This window comes from Streptomyces sp. DSM 106670 (genome assembly GCF_055792845.1).
Genome location: NZ_CM147704.1, coordinates 705541 through 724721 on the forward strand (window position 1 = coordinate 705541; position 19181 = coordinate 724721).

The window sequence follows — 19181 nt, forward strand, 5'->3', positions numbered from 1 at the left end:
TCACGGCTCTCCCCCACCCCGGCGGCCCTCGGCACGGCGCCGCTCCTGTTCCTCCAGTACGGTCGACAGCGCCCTGGCGTGCTCGTCCGGGAACCGTCCCTCCCGGGCGACGGAAGTCCGCAGCTCCTCCTCCGTCAGCGGGAGGACGTCCCAGTAGCGCCCCCAGTTGTCGGCGTAGACGGAGGCCGCCGCGGGATCGATCTCGTCGAGAGCGTGCTGCGCACCGGTCATCACCTCGTGGAAGCTGTGATGACCGACGCCGACGAGGATGCTCGCCAGTCCCGACCGGATCAGGCCCAGGTCCACGGACACCCCGGCGAGCCGGTTCAACCGGGCCACGTGCGTGATGATCCGATAGGCGCTGCCGGAGGTTCCGGTCAGGACCAGGCCGCCGGAGTCCTCGGAGCGCGCCTGGAAATCGGCGGCCATGGGCAGCGTGTGCAACTGCCCGGCGGGCGACCACAGCAGAATGCCGTCGCGGACGGCGAGGCGCCGTTCGGCCGGGCTCAGCGCCGGCCCTACCTCGTGGGGCCGCAGCGGCGTACGCAGCATCGCCTCCAGCTCCGCCATCTCCTGCGCCTCGTCCTCGGGGTCCAGCTCCGCGTCCCGGAGTTCGGCCACCTCACGCTCGAACCGCCTCAGTTGCTCACTCCGGTGCCGGTCGCGGCGCTCCACCCCGATCACCGGGTGCTGAGGCTCGACACCGCCCATGAGGTAGGGGACGAGATTGCTGGCGACGCCGTTGAACAGGAAGGTGACCCGTTCGCGCAGGTTGCCCGAGTCGACCACCCGCGCGAGGTTCTCGTACGCGGTGCCGACCGCACCGCCGTCCTCGCCTCTGTCGCTGCCGAACAGCCGGTAGTCCAAGCGGTTGTTCAGGGCGATGTGCCAGAACGCCCGTACGACCTTGCCGAACTCCTCGTTGATCTGAGGGTTCTCCCCCAGGTGCGCGGCCAGTCGGCGTTCGAAGTACAGCGCTTCCTGTGCGTAGCGCACGCGTGCCAGGACCCAGGCGGGCGCGGGAAGTTCGTCGGCGTCCTCGTCGGAGTCCGAGGAGTCTTCCGGTTCGACGGCCTGCCGGGGCGCGGCCGGAGCCGGGGTGGTCGCGCGGTCCGTCGACGGCTCCCGACCGCGCGAGGGTGGCGGAGTCGAGTCGTCCCGCGACAACAGCGGCCTGGGGTCGTCGTCCGAGTCCGACTCACCGTCGGTGTCCAGGGACAGCGCCGGGAACGACTCCAGGACCGGACCGGCGCCCGGCGCCGGCGGGCCCGAGAAGTCCGCGTCCTCGGCCTGGGCCCGGGCGTGCGGCTCGAAGTGCGGGTTGGGAACGTACGGGCCCACCGCCGTACCGAACATCATCGGCTGCGCGCCTCGGATGTACCGGCGGGCGATGCCTCCGGGGAAGAGCACCTCCTCCTGATCGGGGAAGGGTGAGGCGAGCCCCAGGGTGGCGTTCACGTCGATACCGCCGGGTGCCTGGATGTCGTAGCGCCAGCGGTAGCGGCGGTGGAGGGCGTCGGCTCCCAGCGGGTTGGACCGCGCGCTGTCGCGTACGTAGTGCGGGTTGGCGGTGGAGCTCGCGAAGACCGTGTTCGGGACCAGCGCGCTGCCGCCGTAGACGTGGTCGATCAGATGCACCATCTCGGGGCCGTACGGCTTGAGTCCCTCGCTGAAGATCCGCTCGGGGCCATCGGGGCTGAAGCGGTACAACGGGCCGTCGTGGTCGCGCCAGAGGGCGTCGGGCAGCGTCGCGCCCTCCAGCGCGACGGGGGCGGCGGCGACCACGGCCGGATCCACGGGGGGCGTCGGACTGACCGGCCCGGTGGCCGGCCAGCCGACCGGTACGGGCTCCGCCGCGCCCTTGCGCGTCTCCAGCCGGGAGGAGGCGACCAGACCGCGGCCGGGCAGGTACCAGTTCCACGCGGGCCCGTCGCGGTGGATACGCCCGGACATGTCGGTGACGCCGCCGGCGGACGGGCCGTCCGACGTGTACTCGCCGCGCAGTCCCAGCGACGGGATCTCGGCCACGAAGACGTAGGTGTCCGGGTCGTCCTCACCGAAGCCCCACACGGTGTGCCGATCGGTGGAGTCGGCCACCGGGAACTCCGCCAACGTCTCGGCGAACGCCCTGTCGAACGTGCCGTCCGCCGAGTAGGGCAGCGGCGTCGCGGGGACAGCGGAAGCATCCGCCTCCGGCTGCGCGTTCCACCTGGCGGAATCGGCCGGGGAAGGCCGTACGGGGGCGACCGGGAGCCGCGGCCGAGTGCTGACCCAGGCGGCCGGTTCGGGGTTCGCCTCGGCCGGTTCCACCCGGGGGTTCGGCCGGGTGGTCGGCACGGCGGGATGCGTCGGGCCGTCCCCCTCGGGGAGCAGGAGCGGACCGCCGTAGCTCCAGACCGTCCGGTCGTTGCGCAGGGCGAACTCCCCGAGTGCGGTGTCCGGTCCCGTGTCCAGGCCGGACACCAGCAGCACCAGGGGGCGGCGGCTGCTGATGAGTGCCATCTCCGGGTCGGATTCCAGGAGAGCGTAGACCTGGTCCGGGGGCACAGGGACCGTTCCGCCCGGCAGCCGCAGGACGACCGCGCCGGAGGCGTCCGTCTCCGCGTACACGAACCAGGGGGCGGCGGCTCCCTCCTGGGCCCAGGGGGCGAACCGCAGGGTGGCGGTGCCGTCCGGGCCCGTCTCCGAGAGCCGGAGCGGGTCGATTCCGCCGGGCGTCGGCACGGGTCCCCAGTTACGGCCCTGAGGGGTTCCTCCCGGCTGGTGGACACGGGTCTCCTCGACGAAGGCGCCGAGCGACTCCAGGTGGAAGACGGCAAGATCACCGGGGTTGCCGACGGACCGCCCCGCGGCCAGGGCCTGTTCGGCCAGCTCCCGCAGCCGGACTTCGGCCGTGGCGTCCCACAGCGCGTCGGCGGGCAAGTGCAGCGCTGTGCGTCCGCCCTCCTCGCGCTCGGCGGGGGAACGGGCGTCCAGCAGTTGGGCGGCCCCGGTCATCGCCCACAGCGCCCGGGCCCGGTCGCGCGGACCGACCGGGCCGGCGGGCCGTCGCAGCACGGCGCGCACCTCGGCGTCACCGTGGGTGTCGAGCCGGCTCAGCGCGGTCCTCAGCGCGGGAGCCGTCCACACATCGGTGAGGGAGGCGTCGCTCGAAGCGGCCAGGGCCCGGTCCAGGACGGCCTCGTGGTCGGCGACCGTCGGCCGGGCCCCGCCGGGGGGTGCGGCGAGCAGGTCCCACAGCTCACGGCGGAGCGGCGTCAGGGCGGCCAGCGACGGGTCGTTGGCCCGCAGTGTCTCCAGTGCCCCGATCCCGCGCAGCAGCCGCTCGTAACGGCCGCCGGGGACGCCCAGGTCGGCTTCCACGTCGTTGCCGAAGACCTGACGCAGCGCCCGGACGAGGCGCAGGACGCGTGGTCCCGTCCCGTCCCAGGCGTCCAGGCCGGAGGGGTGGGTGAGCGGGCGGAGACCCGCGGCGGCGGCGAAGCGCGCCGTGTCGTCCACCGGCTCGGGACGGAAGGTCTCCATCCGGGCGAAGGTGCCGTCCGGGGTCGCGGCCAGCAGACGGCCGGTGTCGTTGTAACCGGTGCGCCCGGTGGCCGCGGTGGTGGTACGCCCGCTGTGGTTGGCGACGTGCTGGGCGGTCGCCACCTCTTCCCAGGGATCCTCGACGGGCGGTGCGGGCCTGGTCTGCGGCTGGTCGCGGCGGGGGTCTCCGGGGACGCCTCCGTAGCAACTGGCGAGGTGCAGGTCGTCTCCGGCGGCGCGGGCGACCACCTCGGGCAGCCCGCCGACATAGCGTCCGCCTTCCTCGGCCCCGAGCAACAGCGCTCGGCCGTCCCGGTGGACGAGCTTCAGGCCACCGGGCACGCCGTGGGCGTGGAAGGTGTAGACGGACGCCTCGGGATCGGGGGCGACCTCCTCGGAGGCGACCGTGTGGTACGCGTCGCCCACGCGAAGGACATGGGTGCGTTCGCGCATCTCGCGCCAGCGGCGCAGCCGCCGCTCCCGCAGCCGCCCGCGGCCGTCGTCCGGCATCGACTCGCGGCCCTCGAAGCGGTGGTCGGAGCCGACCAGGGGGCGCGTGTCCACGTCGCTGTCCCTGAACCGGATGCCGTCGACGGTGACCCACTCGCGGTCCACGGAAGGGGCCGCCGCCCCGTCGGCGGGCGGGTCGAACGGCACCCAGTCGCCGTACGCGGCGTTCGGATCGGCGTCCACGAGCGTCGGTGTCAGGGGGCCCGCGCCGGCGCGGGAGGAGCCGGGTGCCGGGGGCGCCTCCGGCGCGCTCTCCAATCGCCCGTCCCCGCTGGGCGCCCAGACCCGCCGGCCCAGTCGCCGCGCCACGGCGTGGGCGATCCGACCGTCCTGTGCGCCCGCGTAGGGGCTCGCCAGCACCACGGGGACGCCGGGCGGCAGCAGAGCCAGCACCGGGTCGGCGGCCAGCAGTTCCGCGATCTCCTCCGGGCCGAGCTCGCGGCCCGCGGCGAACAGCGCCTCGTAGCCTCCCTCCGCCGCGATCACATAGGCATCGCGCCCCCAGGGGGCGGGCTGTTCGGTCACGTCGTCAGCGCCGTCGCCGAGGCCGCGGAGGCGTATCCGGCTCGGATCCACGACTCCGGCGGCCGACCCGGTCCAGTCCCTGCCCCTCGCCGCGCCGGACACGTCGGTGAGCAGGGTGGCGTCCGAGAGCAGCGCGAGGGCGGCTCCGGAGGTTTCGGGGTCGACGTCCGTGCCGGTGGACGTGGCGGCCGAGGACGCTGCGGAGACGGGCGAGAGGGGCGCGGGGCCCGTCTCGTGGGCCGGGGCGAACGCCCAGTCGGGGCCGGGCTCTTCGCCCCGGTCCACACGACCGCCGCTCCGGGGCAGCGGCTCCGGAAGCGGGCGTGACGCCTCCTGCGTCCGGCCGGGGTGCACGGGCTGTGCCTGCTGCCAGGGCTGGGACCCGGGGGTGCTTCCGTCGGCCGAGGCATGCAGGGTGAGCACGGGGGTTCCCGAGTCGTCCGTGCCGGAGAGGCCGGCCGGGAAGCCGGTCCACCACACACCGCGGCCCAGTCGCCGGGCGACCCGGTCGGCGGTGGGCCCGGGGTCGGCCACCGGGTCCGGGAAGGCCAGCACCACCGGGACGATCGTCCCCGGGCGCGTCGATGCGGGTTCGTGGGCCAGGAGTTCGGCGAGCTCCCCCAGTGGCATCCGATGGGTCCGGCCCTCCCGGGTCACCTCCACCAGGTCCGGGTCGTCCGCGTCGGGAGTGACCCGGACCAGGAAGGGGGCGGGCAGCTTCCTGCCCCTGTCGTCGCTCGCCCAGGGCGCGTCGTGCAGCCCCGACGGGGTGCGGAACCGGCCCAGGTCGGCGTCCGGCAGATCTGTTCCCGGGTGGGAGAAGCCGAATCCGTCGAGGTCGCCCAGGGCGCTGAAGTCGAGGCTGGCCAGGTCGGCGCCGGACTGGGACCGGCCGGCCGGAGGAGGCTCCGGGGCGGACTCCTCGACCGCCGCGGAGCTGGCCGACGCGGTCCAGCGCGGTGACAGGCCGAGGCCGGGGCGCAGGGTGTCGGCCAGCTCCGCGGCGGAGTCCTGCGCGTCCCCGGTGCCGGAGCGCGTCGCGTCCTCCGCGAGAAGGTGCGCGGCCACGCGGCGTACCGCGTCGCGGTAGCCGTCCGCCGCGTAGCGGAAGTCGGCGAGCACCGGGTGTGGTTCGGGCGGCAGCACCAGGGCCAGGGCGGCGGACCAGGCTCGGTCGAGCTGCTCGTCGTCCGTGCCCTGCGGCGCGGCGGCGGTGAGCTCGGAGCGGGTCTGCGCCCACAGGCGCCGCGCCACGTCGGCGGCCACCTCGTCCAGCGTCCGCGTCCAGGGCTCGGCGCGGCTCAGACGGACCCGGGTGAGATCGAGCGGGGTGAGCGTGCTCGCGGGCAGCCGGCCGTCGGCGCGCAGCATCGCCTCGGTGCGCTGGCCCGGGCTCGGCGTGCCGCCCGCCTCCATCAGCTCGGGGATGCCCACGGTCTCGTCGGCACCGGGTGTCGGCGCTTCGTTCGGCAGGTCGGCTTCGGTCACCCGCCGGGTGAGCCAGCGGACCAGCTCGGCGTCACGGGGCACCACGGGGGCGGCGTCGGTCGGGGTGGAGTCCTCCGCGGGAGCGGTGGTCCGGGCGGCTCCCAGTGCCTCCGCCGCGACTCCCCCTTCCCGGAGCCGGGCTTCGGCGTCCTCCAGCGGTCGGCGGGCGGCGTCGGCCCGGGACCAGGCCGACGCGGTCGCGGATGCCTCCTGCCCGGACCGTTGAAGCCCGGCCGCCTCGGCGGTGGCCTCGCCGAAAGCCGCCAGGGCCTGTGTGTGCGCCTGCCAGGCGGAGGTGAGGCGGTCATCGGCCGGAGAGGCGGAGTTGGCGGCCGTCGGGACCGGCGCCTGCCCGGGGTCGGGGGCGGTGCCGACAGGGTCGCCGTCGGAGGGTTCGGTCCGGCTCCAGGAGGCGGCGGTGCCCGGCTGTCCGTCCGGGCCCGGGAGCAGCGCGACGGTGTACGTACCGGTCGCCGGGTCGTGGTGGAGGGTGGCGGCGCCGCTGGTGGTCCACCAGTTGCGGGCCGAGTTGCGGGCGCCTTCACCCGGTACGGTGCCGCGGGCCGGGCTGCCCGCTGCCGGAGAGCCGTGCGGGAGCACCGCGACGACCTCGGCGTACCCGTCCTCGGCGACCAACTCCGGGTCGCGGAAGACCAGTTCGCCGAACTCCCGGGGCGGCACCGGTCCCGGCATGCGCAGCGCGTCGGCGTCCCCGTCGGCGACGTACACGAAAGGCGCCGGGCGGTGCGGATCGGCCGCCCAAGGGGCCGGTTCGGTGCCCATCGGGACGAGCGATCCGTCGGCGGCACGGCCCAGCAGCGTGATCACGGAGGGGTCGAAGGCGCCTTCCGGGCGATCGACACCGTCCAGGGCGCGTCCCCATGAGGTGCCGTCGTCACGCGTGAGGAGCCGGTCCTCGTCGAGCACGCCCTGCTGCTCCAGGTGGAAGGCGGTCAGCTCGTGGACCTGCCAGAGGTCACGGCCGGCCGCGGCGGCCCGGCGCGCCACCTGGAGGGCCTCGTCGTACCGGGTGGCGTCCGGTGCCGGCAGGTGCAGCACGACAGCGGCGAACAGACCGTGGTCCTGTCCATTGGCGAAGGTGGCCACGCGGTAGGACGCCCACAGCAGCCGGGAGAGTTCGGCCTCCCCCACCGGATCCGTGGCCTCCAGACCCAGGACCTCGCGGGCCAGGGTCGCGCGGTGGGGCGCGGCGGCCAGGCCGTCCAGCATGTGGGTCAGATGGGGCAGGCCGATCCAGTCGGTGAGCGGGCCCTGTCGGCCCGCGTCCAGGCGATCGGCCGCCTCGGTCAGCAGGGCCCGGTGGGCGTCCGGCGTGAAGGCCGGGACCGGGCCGGACAGATCGGCGCCGGAGTGGCGTCTCAGGATCTGCTCGTACAGGTCCATGGTGAACCGGCGCGCACCGTCCCGGTCGAGCCGGGGGTCGGCACCGCGCATCAGGTCGAGTGCGCCCATCCCGCGCAGCAGCCGCGGGTACTCCGGAGTGTCGTCGACCGTGGGGCCGAAGATCCGGCGCAGCGCCCGTACGAGTCGCAGGGTCCGCTCGGCGGTCTCGGGCGGGACGGGTCCGGGGCCCTGGTGGAGTCCGGCGTCACGGGCCCGCGCGTCAACGGCGTCCCCGGTGGGCTCGGGCCGGAACATGACCCAGTCGTGGGCACGGCCCCGGGCGTCGGTCTGGAGGTTGATGCGAGGCTCGGGGGAACCGGTGGGCCGGTGTTCGACGGCGTTCATCAGGACGGAGGCGAACACCGTGCGCCCCGTCTCGTTGGCTGTGTGCTGGGCGACCGCGACGGAGGCGAGCGGGTCCGGCACGAACGGCAGGGGACCGTCGATGTGACGGCCGTGCATCTCGCCGATGCCGGGAGCCGTCGCCGCGTAGCAGGTGAGCAGCACCACGGGATGTTCGGGGTCGAGGGACGCCAGGCTGCGGCGGCGGGCGAGGGTGCGGGCGAACCGGGGGCCGTCGTCCCTGCGCTCGCCCAGCGGGGTGTGCCACATGACCGCCCCGGGCAGACCGTGGTTGTTCGCGAAGTAGGGCTGGGCCAGGTTGAGTTCGGCCCAGGGCACCGGGGCGGGCGCCGGGCGGCCGAAGCCGTAGCCGTTGCGCTGGTGGGTGTATACGGTCACCGAGCCCAGTCCGCTGTGCGCCAGGGTCCGGGACCAGCCGCCGTCGGAATCGGAGGCGAGGTCCATGGAGATGTAGCCGGTCGCCCCGGGACCGCCGTGGCCGATGGAGACGGCGGCGATCCGGTCGTCGGGCGGGGTGGTGGGAGAGGCCGGGGACGTGGCGGGCGAGCTGAGGAGCCACTGGGCCCGAGGAGCCCGGTCCACCTCGTCCAGGAGGAGCAGCATCGAACCGCCCGGTGTGCCCGGGAGCCGGCCGATATCCGCTCGTCCCGCGGTGGCCCAGACCTGGCGGCCGAGCCGGTCCGCGATCCGGCGCGGTAGCTCCAGGTCCGTGGCGGCGGCGCGTTCCACGTGCAGCAGCAGCGGCACGTCGGCGGCCTGTCCGGTCAGTTCCGGGTCCAGGGCCAGGAGTTCGCGCAGCACCTCGGGGCTGACGGAGCGCGAGAATCCGCCGAGTCCGCGGACCACCGCGGATGCGGAGCCGGCGGTGAGCAGCAGGGTGTAGGCGGCGGGGTGGCCCGGGGCGGGACGCCACGGCGCGTCCCACGGGTCGCTGTGTCCGGTGGTGCCGTCGGGCGTGCGGGAGACGCGGCCGGTGTGGTCGGGGTCGAAGTCGGCGGGCAGCGGCCGGCCGAGCCAGTTCCAGCCGCGTGCGCGCCCCTGCGCGTCGGTGAGCCGGAAGTCGGGGTGGAAGGCCCCGCGCCGGACGAGGTGGTGGGCGGAGAGCCCGTCCAGGCCGACGGCCCCGGTGGTGGACGGATCGGTGGCCAGCCGCAGCAAGGCGGTCCGGGCCGCCGCGTTCAGCGGATCGGTGGGGGCCATCAGCAGGACGCGCCGGGCCACGGCGTCCAGGTCGAGGAACCCGCCGCTCAGCCCGGGGTCGGCCTGACGCAGCCGGTCCAGCCGTTCCAGGCCCTCGGCGGCCGCCTCCCTGGGGATGCCGTCCAAGGAGCCGAGGCCGTACAGCGCGTCGAGGAGGGCTTCGCGGTGCTGCTCCGCCTCCGCGGCGGTGACCGGCCGGACAGCGGGAGAGGCGGCCGGGGGCGGCGCCGTGGCCGACGGGTGGTTGGGGAGCTGCGGGGCGGGCCGGTTGGGTCGGCCGGCCACGGGTCGGGTCGGGATGGACCGGAGCGGGAGCGAGCGCCGTGCGACCGGTGCGGGCTCGGCGAGCGCTTCCCCGGCGTGCTCGTCGGGGAACCGGCCGTCCCGGGCGACGTGGTCGCGCAGTTCCTGCTCGGTGAGCGGGTAGACGTTCCAGTAACGGCCCCAGTTGTCCTGGTAGTCCAGGGCGGGGTCGTGGCCGGGCATGTCGTCGAGGGCGAGCTGGGCTCCGCGCATCACCTCGTGGAACGAGTGGTGGCCGGCGGGCAGGGAAGTGGCGATCATCCCGGCCCGGATCAGGCCGAGGTCCAGGTCGACGCCCCACTGGTCCCGCATCCGCGCGGCATGCACCAGGAAGCGGTACGTCGAACCCGAGGTGCCGGTCATGACGAGGCCACCGGTGTCCTCGGACAGGCTCTGGAACACGGCGTTCATCGCGATGTCGTGCTGCGAGGAGGCCGGATACCAGGCCAACCGCCCGTCGGCCGGCCCGAGCCCGCGCTCCGCGTCGCTCAGCGGCGGCCGTACCGCGCCCGGGTCGGTCTGCACCAGCAGCGGCCTGGTGGCTTCCGTCAGCCGGTCCTGCCGCTCCTGCGGGGACAGGGTGGGATCGTTCTGCAACCGCTGGGCCAGGCGCTCCAGTTCGGAGCGGACTTCGGCGGTACGCCGGCTGGGCCGCTCGGCGGCGATCTCCGGGTGCTGTTCCTCGACTCCGCCGAGCATCTCGGGCACCAGGTCGGTGGAGATGCCCTGGAACATCAGCCTCACGAGCTCCCGCAGGTTTCCGTCGCGCACGACCCGCTGGAGGGCGGGCCGGCCCGTTCCCACGGCCCCGTCGTGGACCGCGGCGGCGCTGCCGAACGCGCCGAGCGCGTTCGGGTATCGCATGCGCGCCTGCTCCCAGGCGGCCCGCGCCATCTTCCGGAACTCCTCCACCACGGCCTGGTTGTCGGCGAGATGGTCGGCCAGCCGCCGTTCGAAGACCGCGGACTCCTGGGCGTACCGGATGCGGGCCTGTACCCATGCGGGCACGGGTGTGCCGCGGTCCGGGCCGGGGGGCGTCGAGCGCCGCGGGGACCGTGAGCGTTCTCCGGAGGGGGATGGGGATACGGACGGGCCGGTGCTCCCGGGGCGTTCCCCGGTGGCCGGGGCGGGGCTCGTGGACCTGGACGGATCGGGAGTGACGGTCCGGGAGGGCAGCGCGGAGGTGGCGGGAGACGGAGACATGGCCGGGGTTCCGCGCCGGTCGTCGATGCCGACCGTCACCAGCCTGCCCAGGTCCGGGTCGGCCGCACGCCGCACCCGCTTCGCCTCCAGGGCCACGGGGAAGTCGGAGGGGGCCACGAGCGGTCCGGAAGCGTCCGCCTGGTGGTCCTTCAGCAGCCGTTCGAGCCGTGCCAGGAGGGCGCTTCGGACCGCTTCGGCGCGCTTGTGTCCGCTGGCCTGCGAGCGGTTTCCGTGGCCGGTGAGGGTGGTCATCGGCAGGGGCAGGCCATGGGCCCGGTTCCACAGACCGGTCCGTACGAGCGACAGAGCCAGCCCGTCCAGGGTCGCGTCCGCCTCGGCGGACGGGGTGTGCCGTTCCCGCGCGAAGGGGATCGTACGGTGGTGCCGCAGCGGCGCGTGGCCGTGCAGGGCCACCGTGGTGAGGGGGTTGGCGACGGAGGGTGCGTGGTCCGTCAGAAGGGCCGCGTTGACCGCGTGTGCCGATTCCCCGGGGCGCTTGCTGTAGGCCCGGAAGAACCACAGGTCCGTGCTGTCGGTCACGGGCGCGGCCGCCCGGACGGCGTCCCGGGCCCGGCCCCTGGCCACGTCGATCTCCCGCTGCGCCAGGGCGTGTTCGGGCCGGTCCTCGGTGAAGTACGACTGGACCTGCTCCGCCCGGTGGACCTCGGCGAGAGCCCGTGCCGCGCGGATGAAGCTCTCCAGCCGGGTGGTCTCGGCTCCGTCGCGCCGGGCCGTTTCGAGGAGGCGGCCCGCGTCGTCCGCCAGCCGCTCCAGCTGGTCCTCGTCGTAACGTTCCAGGTTCTCGTCGACGACGGTGTCGAGCTGGTCCGCCACCATCTCGGCGCGGGTGTGGGTCTCGTTCTCCAGGGTGATCTGGTGGGTGCCGTCCTCACTGGCCAGCACCACCTGGGCGAAGTGGTACGGGGCGTGCGGGCCGACCGGGTCGCCGGGCTTGGCGTGGTTGTGGGTGAAGAGCTGGGCGACGCCGTCGTTGGTGGTGCTGACCGACTGGATCAGATAGCCCTCGCCCACCTCTGCCCAGGCGAACTCGTTGATTCCGGCACGGGCCGCGGCCGCGGTCAACGGGCCGCGGCGGGTGTTGTCCGGGGTCTGGCTCAGGGCACTGCCGTAGGCCGCGCCGGGCATCGGCGCACCCACCACCCCGCCGCCGAACCGCGGGTCGGCGGAGACCTGGTGGGCCGCCCAGCGGGGGGTGGCATCGGTGGCGGGGCGGGTGCCGTCGGCGATCCCGGCCAGTGCCTGCGCCAGGTGGTGGGTGCCGGTGACCTCGCGGGAGTGCTGCGCGTTGGCCGGGGCGGTGGCCAGGGCTCCGCTCGGGGAGCGGAAGGCGAGGTGGGAGAGGGGCGGGGCGCCGGTGCCGGCGACCATGCGGGCGAAATCCCGGGTGAAGGCGTGTTCGGACACTCCTGAGGGGGTCAGGAACCGCGGCTCCACCCGGAACAGCGGTTCTCCCGTCGAGCCGTCCTCGTGGTTCAGCAGAAGGCTCACCGCCGGGTCGGCGACGAGTCGCACGCCGGCCCCGGCCGCGGTCAGGCGAACCGAGGCGCGCTCGATGGCGACCCGGGTGGCGTAGACCTGCCGGGAGCGGCCGGTGGTGTCGTCGCCTGCCGAGAGGAGCGCCAGGGTGCGGTCGGCGGAGATGTGCAGCGGCGGCCGCTCGGTCGCACGGACCTCGCCCCCGGCCTGACGGGGAAGGACGAGGGAGGGTGCGTCGGGATCAGCCGTGGCGGGCACCTCGCCCACCGTGCGGGTCCCCGGCCCGGTGAACAGCACCCCGGTGCCGCTCTCGTCGACGACCTGGTAGTCGCGGGTGATCAGCGGCCGGGGGCGCAGGGCGTCGATCCGGCGCTCGCGTTCCAACTCCTCGACCATACGGTCGAATTCCGCGTCGCCGTCGCTGTCGGTTTCGCTGTCCGCCTCGGACTCGCTGTCGCTGCTGAGGTCGCGCGCTCCGGCCAGACCGGGTTCCCGGGGCGGCGGGGGCGTGGCCCAGCCCGCCTCGGGGTCGCCGTCGGACTGGTGCAGCACCAGGTGGCGGACCTGGGTCCGGGGGTGCGTCGCGATCTCGACGGGGCCCTGCGGATACCAGACGGGCCGGGCCGTCGTCCCCGCGACCATGTCGGCGACGGCGGGCGCGTACGCGGCGGGGAGCGCGAGGACGATGTCCGCGCCGGGCGGGCGGCGGGAGTCGTAGGAGACGATCCGGGCCATCTCGACAACGTCACGCACCACGAAGGTGCGGGTGGGCGTGACGATCTCGATGCCGCCGCCCTCGGCCTCTTCGGCGACGAACAGGTACGGGTTGCGCCAGGGCGCCCGCAGTCGGGTGAGTCGACCGGACCGTTCGGTGAAGGTGGCGTCCAGGGCCGGCGCCGGCTCGTCGGCGTCGGTGAAGTCGCGTCCGACCGGCTGCCCGTCGGTCGTGCGCACCAGGGTGTCGTCGGCCAGGGCGTCGCTGTGGAACTCGATCTGCCGGTCGACGAAGTACAGCGCGAGGTCCTCGGCACTGGCGAGGTCGTCGGAGGACGCCTCCAACGCCAGCGATCCCAGGGCCAGTACGTCCTGGGCGGTCACCGGAGCGTTGTCCGGCATGTGCAGGACCTGCCGGGTGAGGTCGGCCAGCCCGTCGCGCAGGCTTCGGCCGGCGGCGGTCTCCTCGGCACGTGCGTACAGGGCCTGTGAGGTCTCCTGGAGCCGGGCGTCCGGGGCCTGCCTCCACTGCGGTCCGAAGACGGGGGCGAGCCAGTCCGGCCAGGTCCAGACCGGGGGGTCGGCGCTCTCGTCGGAGTCGGCCGGGAGGGTTCCGGGGGGCAGCGGTGGCGGCACGGAGCCGTCCGGCTCGGTCTGCGGGGAGGGTGTGGGCAGCGACACCGGGTCGGCCCACACCCGTTCCCTGCGTTCTTCCCTCGTGTCCGCCCAGGCCTGGTCCCAGCTCGTGCCGTCCGCCACGACGTGCGCCGGAAGATCGCCGACGACGGCGGCCCACACCTGGAGGTGACGGTCGCGCAGTCCGCCCTGTGCGAGACCGGCGGGCGCCTGCTCCCGGAACGGCCCGAGGAGGCTGCCGGGGGCGTGCAGCCGGGCCGGGTTGTCGGCCCCGCGGGTCTCGTCGCGCAGGAAGAGCTGGTGGGCCAGCTCGTGGGCGAACTCCACCGGTTCGGCGTCGGCCCACCACGCCCGTTGGTTCATCGGCCGGTCCCGGCCGACGAGGTCGACGGTCAGGTGAGGGGAGGCGTCCGGCGCGACCGGGGTGATGGTGATGTGCACCCGGTCGCCGTTGGGGAGACGGTGTTCCGGGCGGTTGTAGAACTCCTCCACGCCCTCGCGTACCCGCGCCAGCACGGTGTCGGTGGCCTCTTCTCCGTCCCCGGGGCGCAGCGCGAGGCGAATCTCCAGGTCGGTGACCGACTCGCCGCCGAGGGCGATCCGGCGTACGTCGAAGGAGGATCGCACGACGACGCGCGGCCGGTCGTCGATGCGGGCGCGCGGCGCGGGTCCCTCGCGCAGCGGGATGCGGAACGCGGTGCCGCCGCCGTCCTCGGGCACCAGGTGCAGCGACGAACCGTCGGTCGTGACGCGGTACGGAGCCGCGTCCGGGTCGAGATGCGACAGAGCCGGCGCGAGGGTGTCGATGTTGGCGACCCGGCCCAGCCAGCCACTGTCGCCCCGCAGAAGCGCGCCGGTCTCGGTGTGCACGAAGTCGTCGCCGAACCGCGTCCAGCCGGTGGGCGGGATCTGCCGTCCGGTCGGCAGGCGAAGGTGCCCGGTGTCGGCGACCTCGTACCGGAAGGGTTCCGGCCGGGAGTCGGCGGTCCGGATGTAGGGGAACCAGCGCCGGGGACCGGGCTCGGGGCTCTTGCCCTTCCCGGAGGTGGAGGACTGGTCGGGCTCGGGCGCCTCGGAGACGGACGGCGCCGCTGGGGGCGTCCGCTCGCCGAATCGGGGGCGCATCACGGTGACCGGGCGTCCGATCGGCCACTGCTCGGCCATCGGGTCGAGGCCGTCGTCGGGCGAGCCGCCGAGCAGGCCCCGGACGGCGACCCTCCGGGGTCCGCCGCGTCGGTCGTCGACGGTGATGCGCACGGCGTCGGCGGCGGAACTCCCCCGGTCGCGCGTCGACACCGGCCGGACGGTGAAGAGGTCGGCGCTCAGGTGTGGCCCCGGCAGCCCGTCCTGGAGCTGGGCGAGCGCGGTCTCCAGCTCCCGCCGGACCGTCTCGGCGACCGCCTGGGCACGGATCTTTCCGAGGTCGCGGCCCAACCGGCCGGGCCGGTGACCGGTCAGCGTGATCTCGGGGAGCGGCAGCCCGTTGGCGTGGTTCCACAGCCCGGTGCGGGCCACTCCCCTGCTGAGGTGCCGGACGGCCTGCGTCGAACCCTCGGGCGTCCGTTCCGTGCCGGGATCGAAGAGCACCTGGACGGGGAGCAGTTGCTGCCCCCGCACGACGCTCGCGGTGAGCGGGTTGGCCTCCGCCGAGGGCTCATCGCCCACCAGATGGGCGTTGACGTCGTGTGCCGACTCCCCGGGCCGCTGGGTGTACATCCGCATGTACCAGCGCCGGTTGCCCGGCACGACCCGTTCGATGCCCCTCACCCGTTGGGCGGCCGACTGCAGCAGGCCGGTGAACCTCGCGTGCGCCTGGGTGTGTTCCGGGGTGCCGACGGCGAAGGCGTTCCGCGTCTCCTCGGCGTTCTTGGCGCTGATCAGGAGGATCGTGAGATCGCGGAAGCGCTGCACCTCCCTGAGGTTCTCATCCGCGCCGTCGGCCTCCTGCCGGGCGATCTCGCGGCCCAGATCCTCCTTGAGCTCCTGCAGTTCCGCCATCGTGCGGGCCTCGTAGTTCGCGGTGACGGTCCGGCGGTAGCGCTCCTCGTGCTGGTACTGCCGGGCGTGGTTCTCCAGGGAGACCTGGTGGGTTCCGTCCTCGCTGGCGAGCACCACGGTGATGAAGTGGTAGCCGAAGTGCGAGGCGTCGGGCGGGCTCGACGGCACGGCGTAGTTCGTCGCCAGACTCGGGCCGTTCTCCCCCGGTGCCGCGATGGACTGGACGAGATAGCCCTCGCCGACATCGGCCCACGCGTGTTCGTTGACCCCGATCCGCAGGGCCGCCGCCGTCAGTTTCTCGCGCCGGGGGTCGTCATCCGCCTCCAGGCTGAGGGCGCTGCCGTACGCCTCGGCGGGGGTGGGACCGGTGTCGTCGCCGCCGGCGGGCCGATCGTCCTGACGGACCAGCGAAGCCGCCCAGTGGGAGTCCACCCGGTCGAGGGACACGTCGCCGTCGGCGGCCCCGGCGAGTCCTTCGGCCAGGTGGTGGGTGCCGGTGACCTCGGTTCCGCTGGTGGCGTTCACCGGCGCGGTGACCACGGGCCCGCCGTGCGGGGTGCGGAAGATCAGGTGGGACGTCCGGCCCTGGTCCGCCAGCATGTCGGCGAAGTCACGGCACACCTCCTCGGTGGAGTCGCCCTCGCGGTTGACGAAGAAGGGGGTGACCCGGAAGAGCTGTTGGCTGCCCCCTCCGGGCAGCGGCAGGACGATGCCCAGCTCGTCGTCCGTCCCGAGCCGGACGATCAGTCCGGCCCGCTTCAGCTTGGCGGTGGCCTCCTCGACCGCTCGCGAGGTGGCATAGACCTGCTGCCCGTACGCATCGTTCAACACGGCGAGCGTACGGTCGGCCGAGATCCGGACCAGGGGACGGTCGTCGGTCGTCGCCACGTCCCACAGCTGGACCGGCAGGGCGAGTTCGGGCGCGTTCTCGGTGCCCTCGAGAGCTCGCGGCGCGTTCCACCGCAGGTCACCGTTGCCGATGGTGCGGAAGAGGACGCCGTCGCCCCGCCGGTCGATGATCCCGTAGTTCCGCGTGAGCAGCGGCCGGGCCCTGCGCGCCTCCCTGGCGGTCGTGCTCCCGGTCCGGTCGGGCGGTCCATCGGCCGTCTCCAGGCCGTCCGGAGCGCGTTCGCCCGCGACCGGTTCCTGTCCCGGCCGCAGAGACATCCATGCGTGCGCCGAACCGTCCCGGATCGGACCGATGGAGAGGCGGTCGGGGCCGCCACGCCAGTCGGTGACCAACTGCACGGTGGGCGGGGATCCCCCGAGGGCGGAGCCGGTGAGGTTCGGGAACCAGACGCGCGAGCCGGTGAGATCCGCCACGAAGCGCGCGACCGACTCGATCTCCTCGTGGGAGAAGGCCAGCACCACGTCCGTCCCCTCGTCCCTGAGAGGATCACGGGCCACCAGCCCGGCCAGTTGCTCGGGCTCCTCCAGGCGCAGCGTTCCGTCCGGGGTGTGCAGACGCAGGGTGCCGCCGAAGGGCTGGGCCAGCACGACATATGCGGCCGGCCAGGGGGCGGGCCAGATGGTCTGGAGGCCGTTCTCGTCCTGTGCCGCGTAGGAGTCGAGCGGCGGCGTCCGGCCGCCGACACCGGCCCAGTTCCGTCCGGTGCTGTGCCCGGAAGCGACCAGGGTTCCCTCGCCCAGGGCGATGTCCAGACGCGTCAGGTATGCGGCGAGCAGGTCCTCGTCGGCCAGTTCGTCGGGCGAGGCGCTGAGCGCCAGCGATCCCAGCAGCAGCAGGTCGCGCGGCCCGACCGGCGTACCGGGGTCGAGGTTCAGCACCCGCCGGGCCAGGTCGTGCAGGCTGTCCAGGACACCGGTCGCCACCGACGCGTGCGCACCGTCCCGGCGGGACAGCTCTTCCAGCGACCGGGCGGCCTCGGCCAGAGCCTCGGGCGAGTAGTCGTACCTGGCGGCGGGTCCGAACAGCAGGTCCCCCCACCCGTGCGGCACCGTGTCGGCGTCGTTCTCCACGCTCGCGGAGTCGTCGCTGTCGCCGGTCTCGGTGAAGCGGAAGCGCGACAGCGCCTCCGCGTCGGGGTCGCCGGCGCGCATCCGGTCCAGCGACTCGATCAGCCCCTCCGGCGGCTCGGCCCAGCCGCTGCGGCGGTCGGGCGGCGGGGGCAGAGCGGTCGGTCCGTCGCCTGCCGTCCCCGCGTCCGCCGTGGGGGGCGTGCCGGGGAGCGTGGGGGCGGCCGGGTGCGGCTGCGGGAGGTGGAGGCCTTCCGTCTGGTCCCAGAGCGCGCGGAACCCCTCGTACATCTCGTTCTCTGCGCGGGTGGCCTCGACGGGGTTGGCGGGTCCGGGGCCGTCCTGCCCGGGGGTGGCGCCGAACAGTCGCTCCAGCAGGGGGAGCAGATCGGGCTCGTTGGCCCGTACCCAGTCCGGGCCGTTGTTGCGCGGCTGCTGCGTGTACGGGTCATGGCCGGTGTTGGTGGAGAGGTAGGCGTTGACGGCCTGCGCGAAGTACTCGAACTCGTTGGTGGAGGCGTAGTTGTCGGTCGGCCGACCGTCCACCGCGCTGCGGCGGGGACCGTCCGGCCAGTCCACGTGGGCGGGGTCCCGCCCGTCGGTCGGGTTCAGTTTCGCGTGGTAGGCGGCCGTGATCGTCCGCCGGTCGGACTCGCTGAGCCCGTACAGGTGGATGGTGTGCGCGAACTCGTGGGTGGTGGTGGAGTATCCGTCCACGTAGCTCGACGCGCCCGGTACGCCGGTGGTCTCGCCGAGGAGGTTCTCCTCGGTGATGCCGGTGCTCAACTCGCCCGCGCCGCGCACGGTGTCCCAGGTGCGCGGTTCCGTCGGGGAGAGCCGGCGGCCGGCGAGTTCGCGGAAGGGGCCGAGCGTCGTCAGGGCTTCGTTCTTCGGCACCACGAGCACCCGGGCTCCCCGCTCCAGCAGGCGGATCGCCACCGCGGGGTCGCGCAGCATGGCCGCGATCCGCTCCCGTGCCACGTGCCCGGCGGACACCGGCTGGTCCACACCGGATGCCACATGCACGAGCAACTGGGCTGCGGTTTCGGCGAGTTCGCCATCGGAGAGGCTCGAGCGGAGCTCCGTCACCAGGGCGGGATCGGCGGCCAGCCGTTCCCGGTCGGCGGAGGACAGCAGGGCCAGCTCCCTCGCCCGGTCGCCGGCCGTCATACCGGGCAGCAGGGCCGCCAGGTCGGCGAGCGCGCCGGTCGGCGGGGGGACGGCGGCGGCCGTCGCCGGGGCGGGCACCGTGCTCGGCTGCCCGGACGTGGGTACGACGTTGCCCTGGGCGGGCGGCGGGGGCAGCGAGGTGCCTTCGGACAGGGCCGGGGCGGTCGCCGGGGTCAGTTCGGTGAGCGGGACGAAGTCGCCACCGCGGCGGCGGAGCCGGATGTGCGGTTCTCCGGCCGCGGCCGGGCCGGGGTAGGTGTGCGCGGTGCCGTTCTCCTCGATCAGGGTGACGACGGTGCCGGTGGCGGACGCGGCCCACTCGGCGAGCAGGCGGTCGGCGTCCGGGCCCCAGGGGGCGGTGGCGAGGTAGCGGCGCAGATGGCTGTCCACCGCCTGTGGGCCGGGGGCGGGCGCGCCGGGCCGGACGACCATCGGGGGCGGGTCGAAGAGCCTCCCGCGCTCCTCCGGGGTGCCGGGCAGCCCGTTCATCCGCATCAGGGCGGCCGGTGGTTCGGCGGCCCGCCGGGTCAGCCGGCGGGCCTCGCGCCGGTCGAGGCCCGGCCGGCTCGCGGTCTGCTCCAGGGCGGCGGAGAGCGCGCCGAAGAAGCCGTTGCCGCGGCCGGTGGGGGTTCCCTGGCGGTAGGTGGCTCCGTCGGGGGCGGTGAGGA

Annotated in this window: 1 protein-coding gene (running past one end of the window); it reads right to left on the reverse strand. The window is 74.5% G+C overall.

Translation table 11 applies throughout. The features are described 5' to 3' along the window. On the reverse strand, window positions 1–19181 hold the 3' portion of the coding sequence (locus ACSMXR_RS03025) for a lonely Cys domain-containing protein (RefSeq protein ID WP_473172334.1). 13729 nt of this gene lie beyond the right edge of the window; only the last 19181 of its 32910 coding nucleotides appear in the window; its start codon lies beyond the right edge, outside the window — the gene reads right to left on this strand; the stop codon is at window positions 1–3.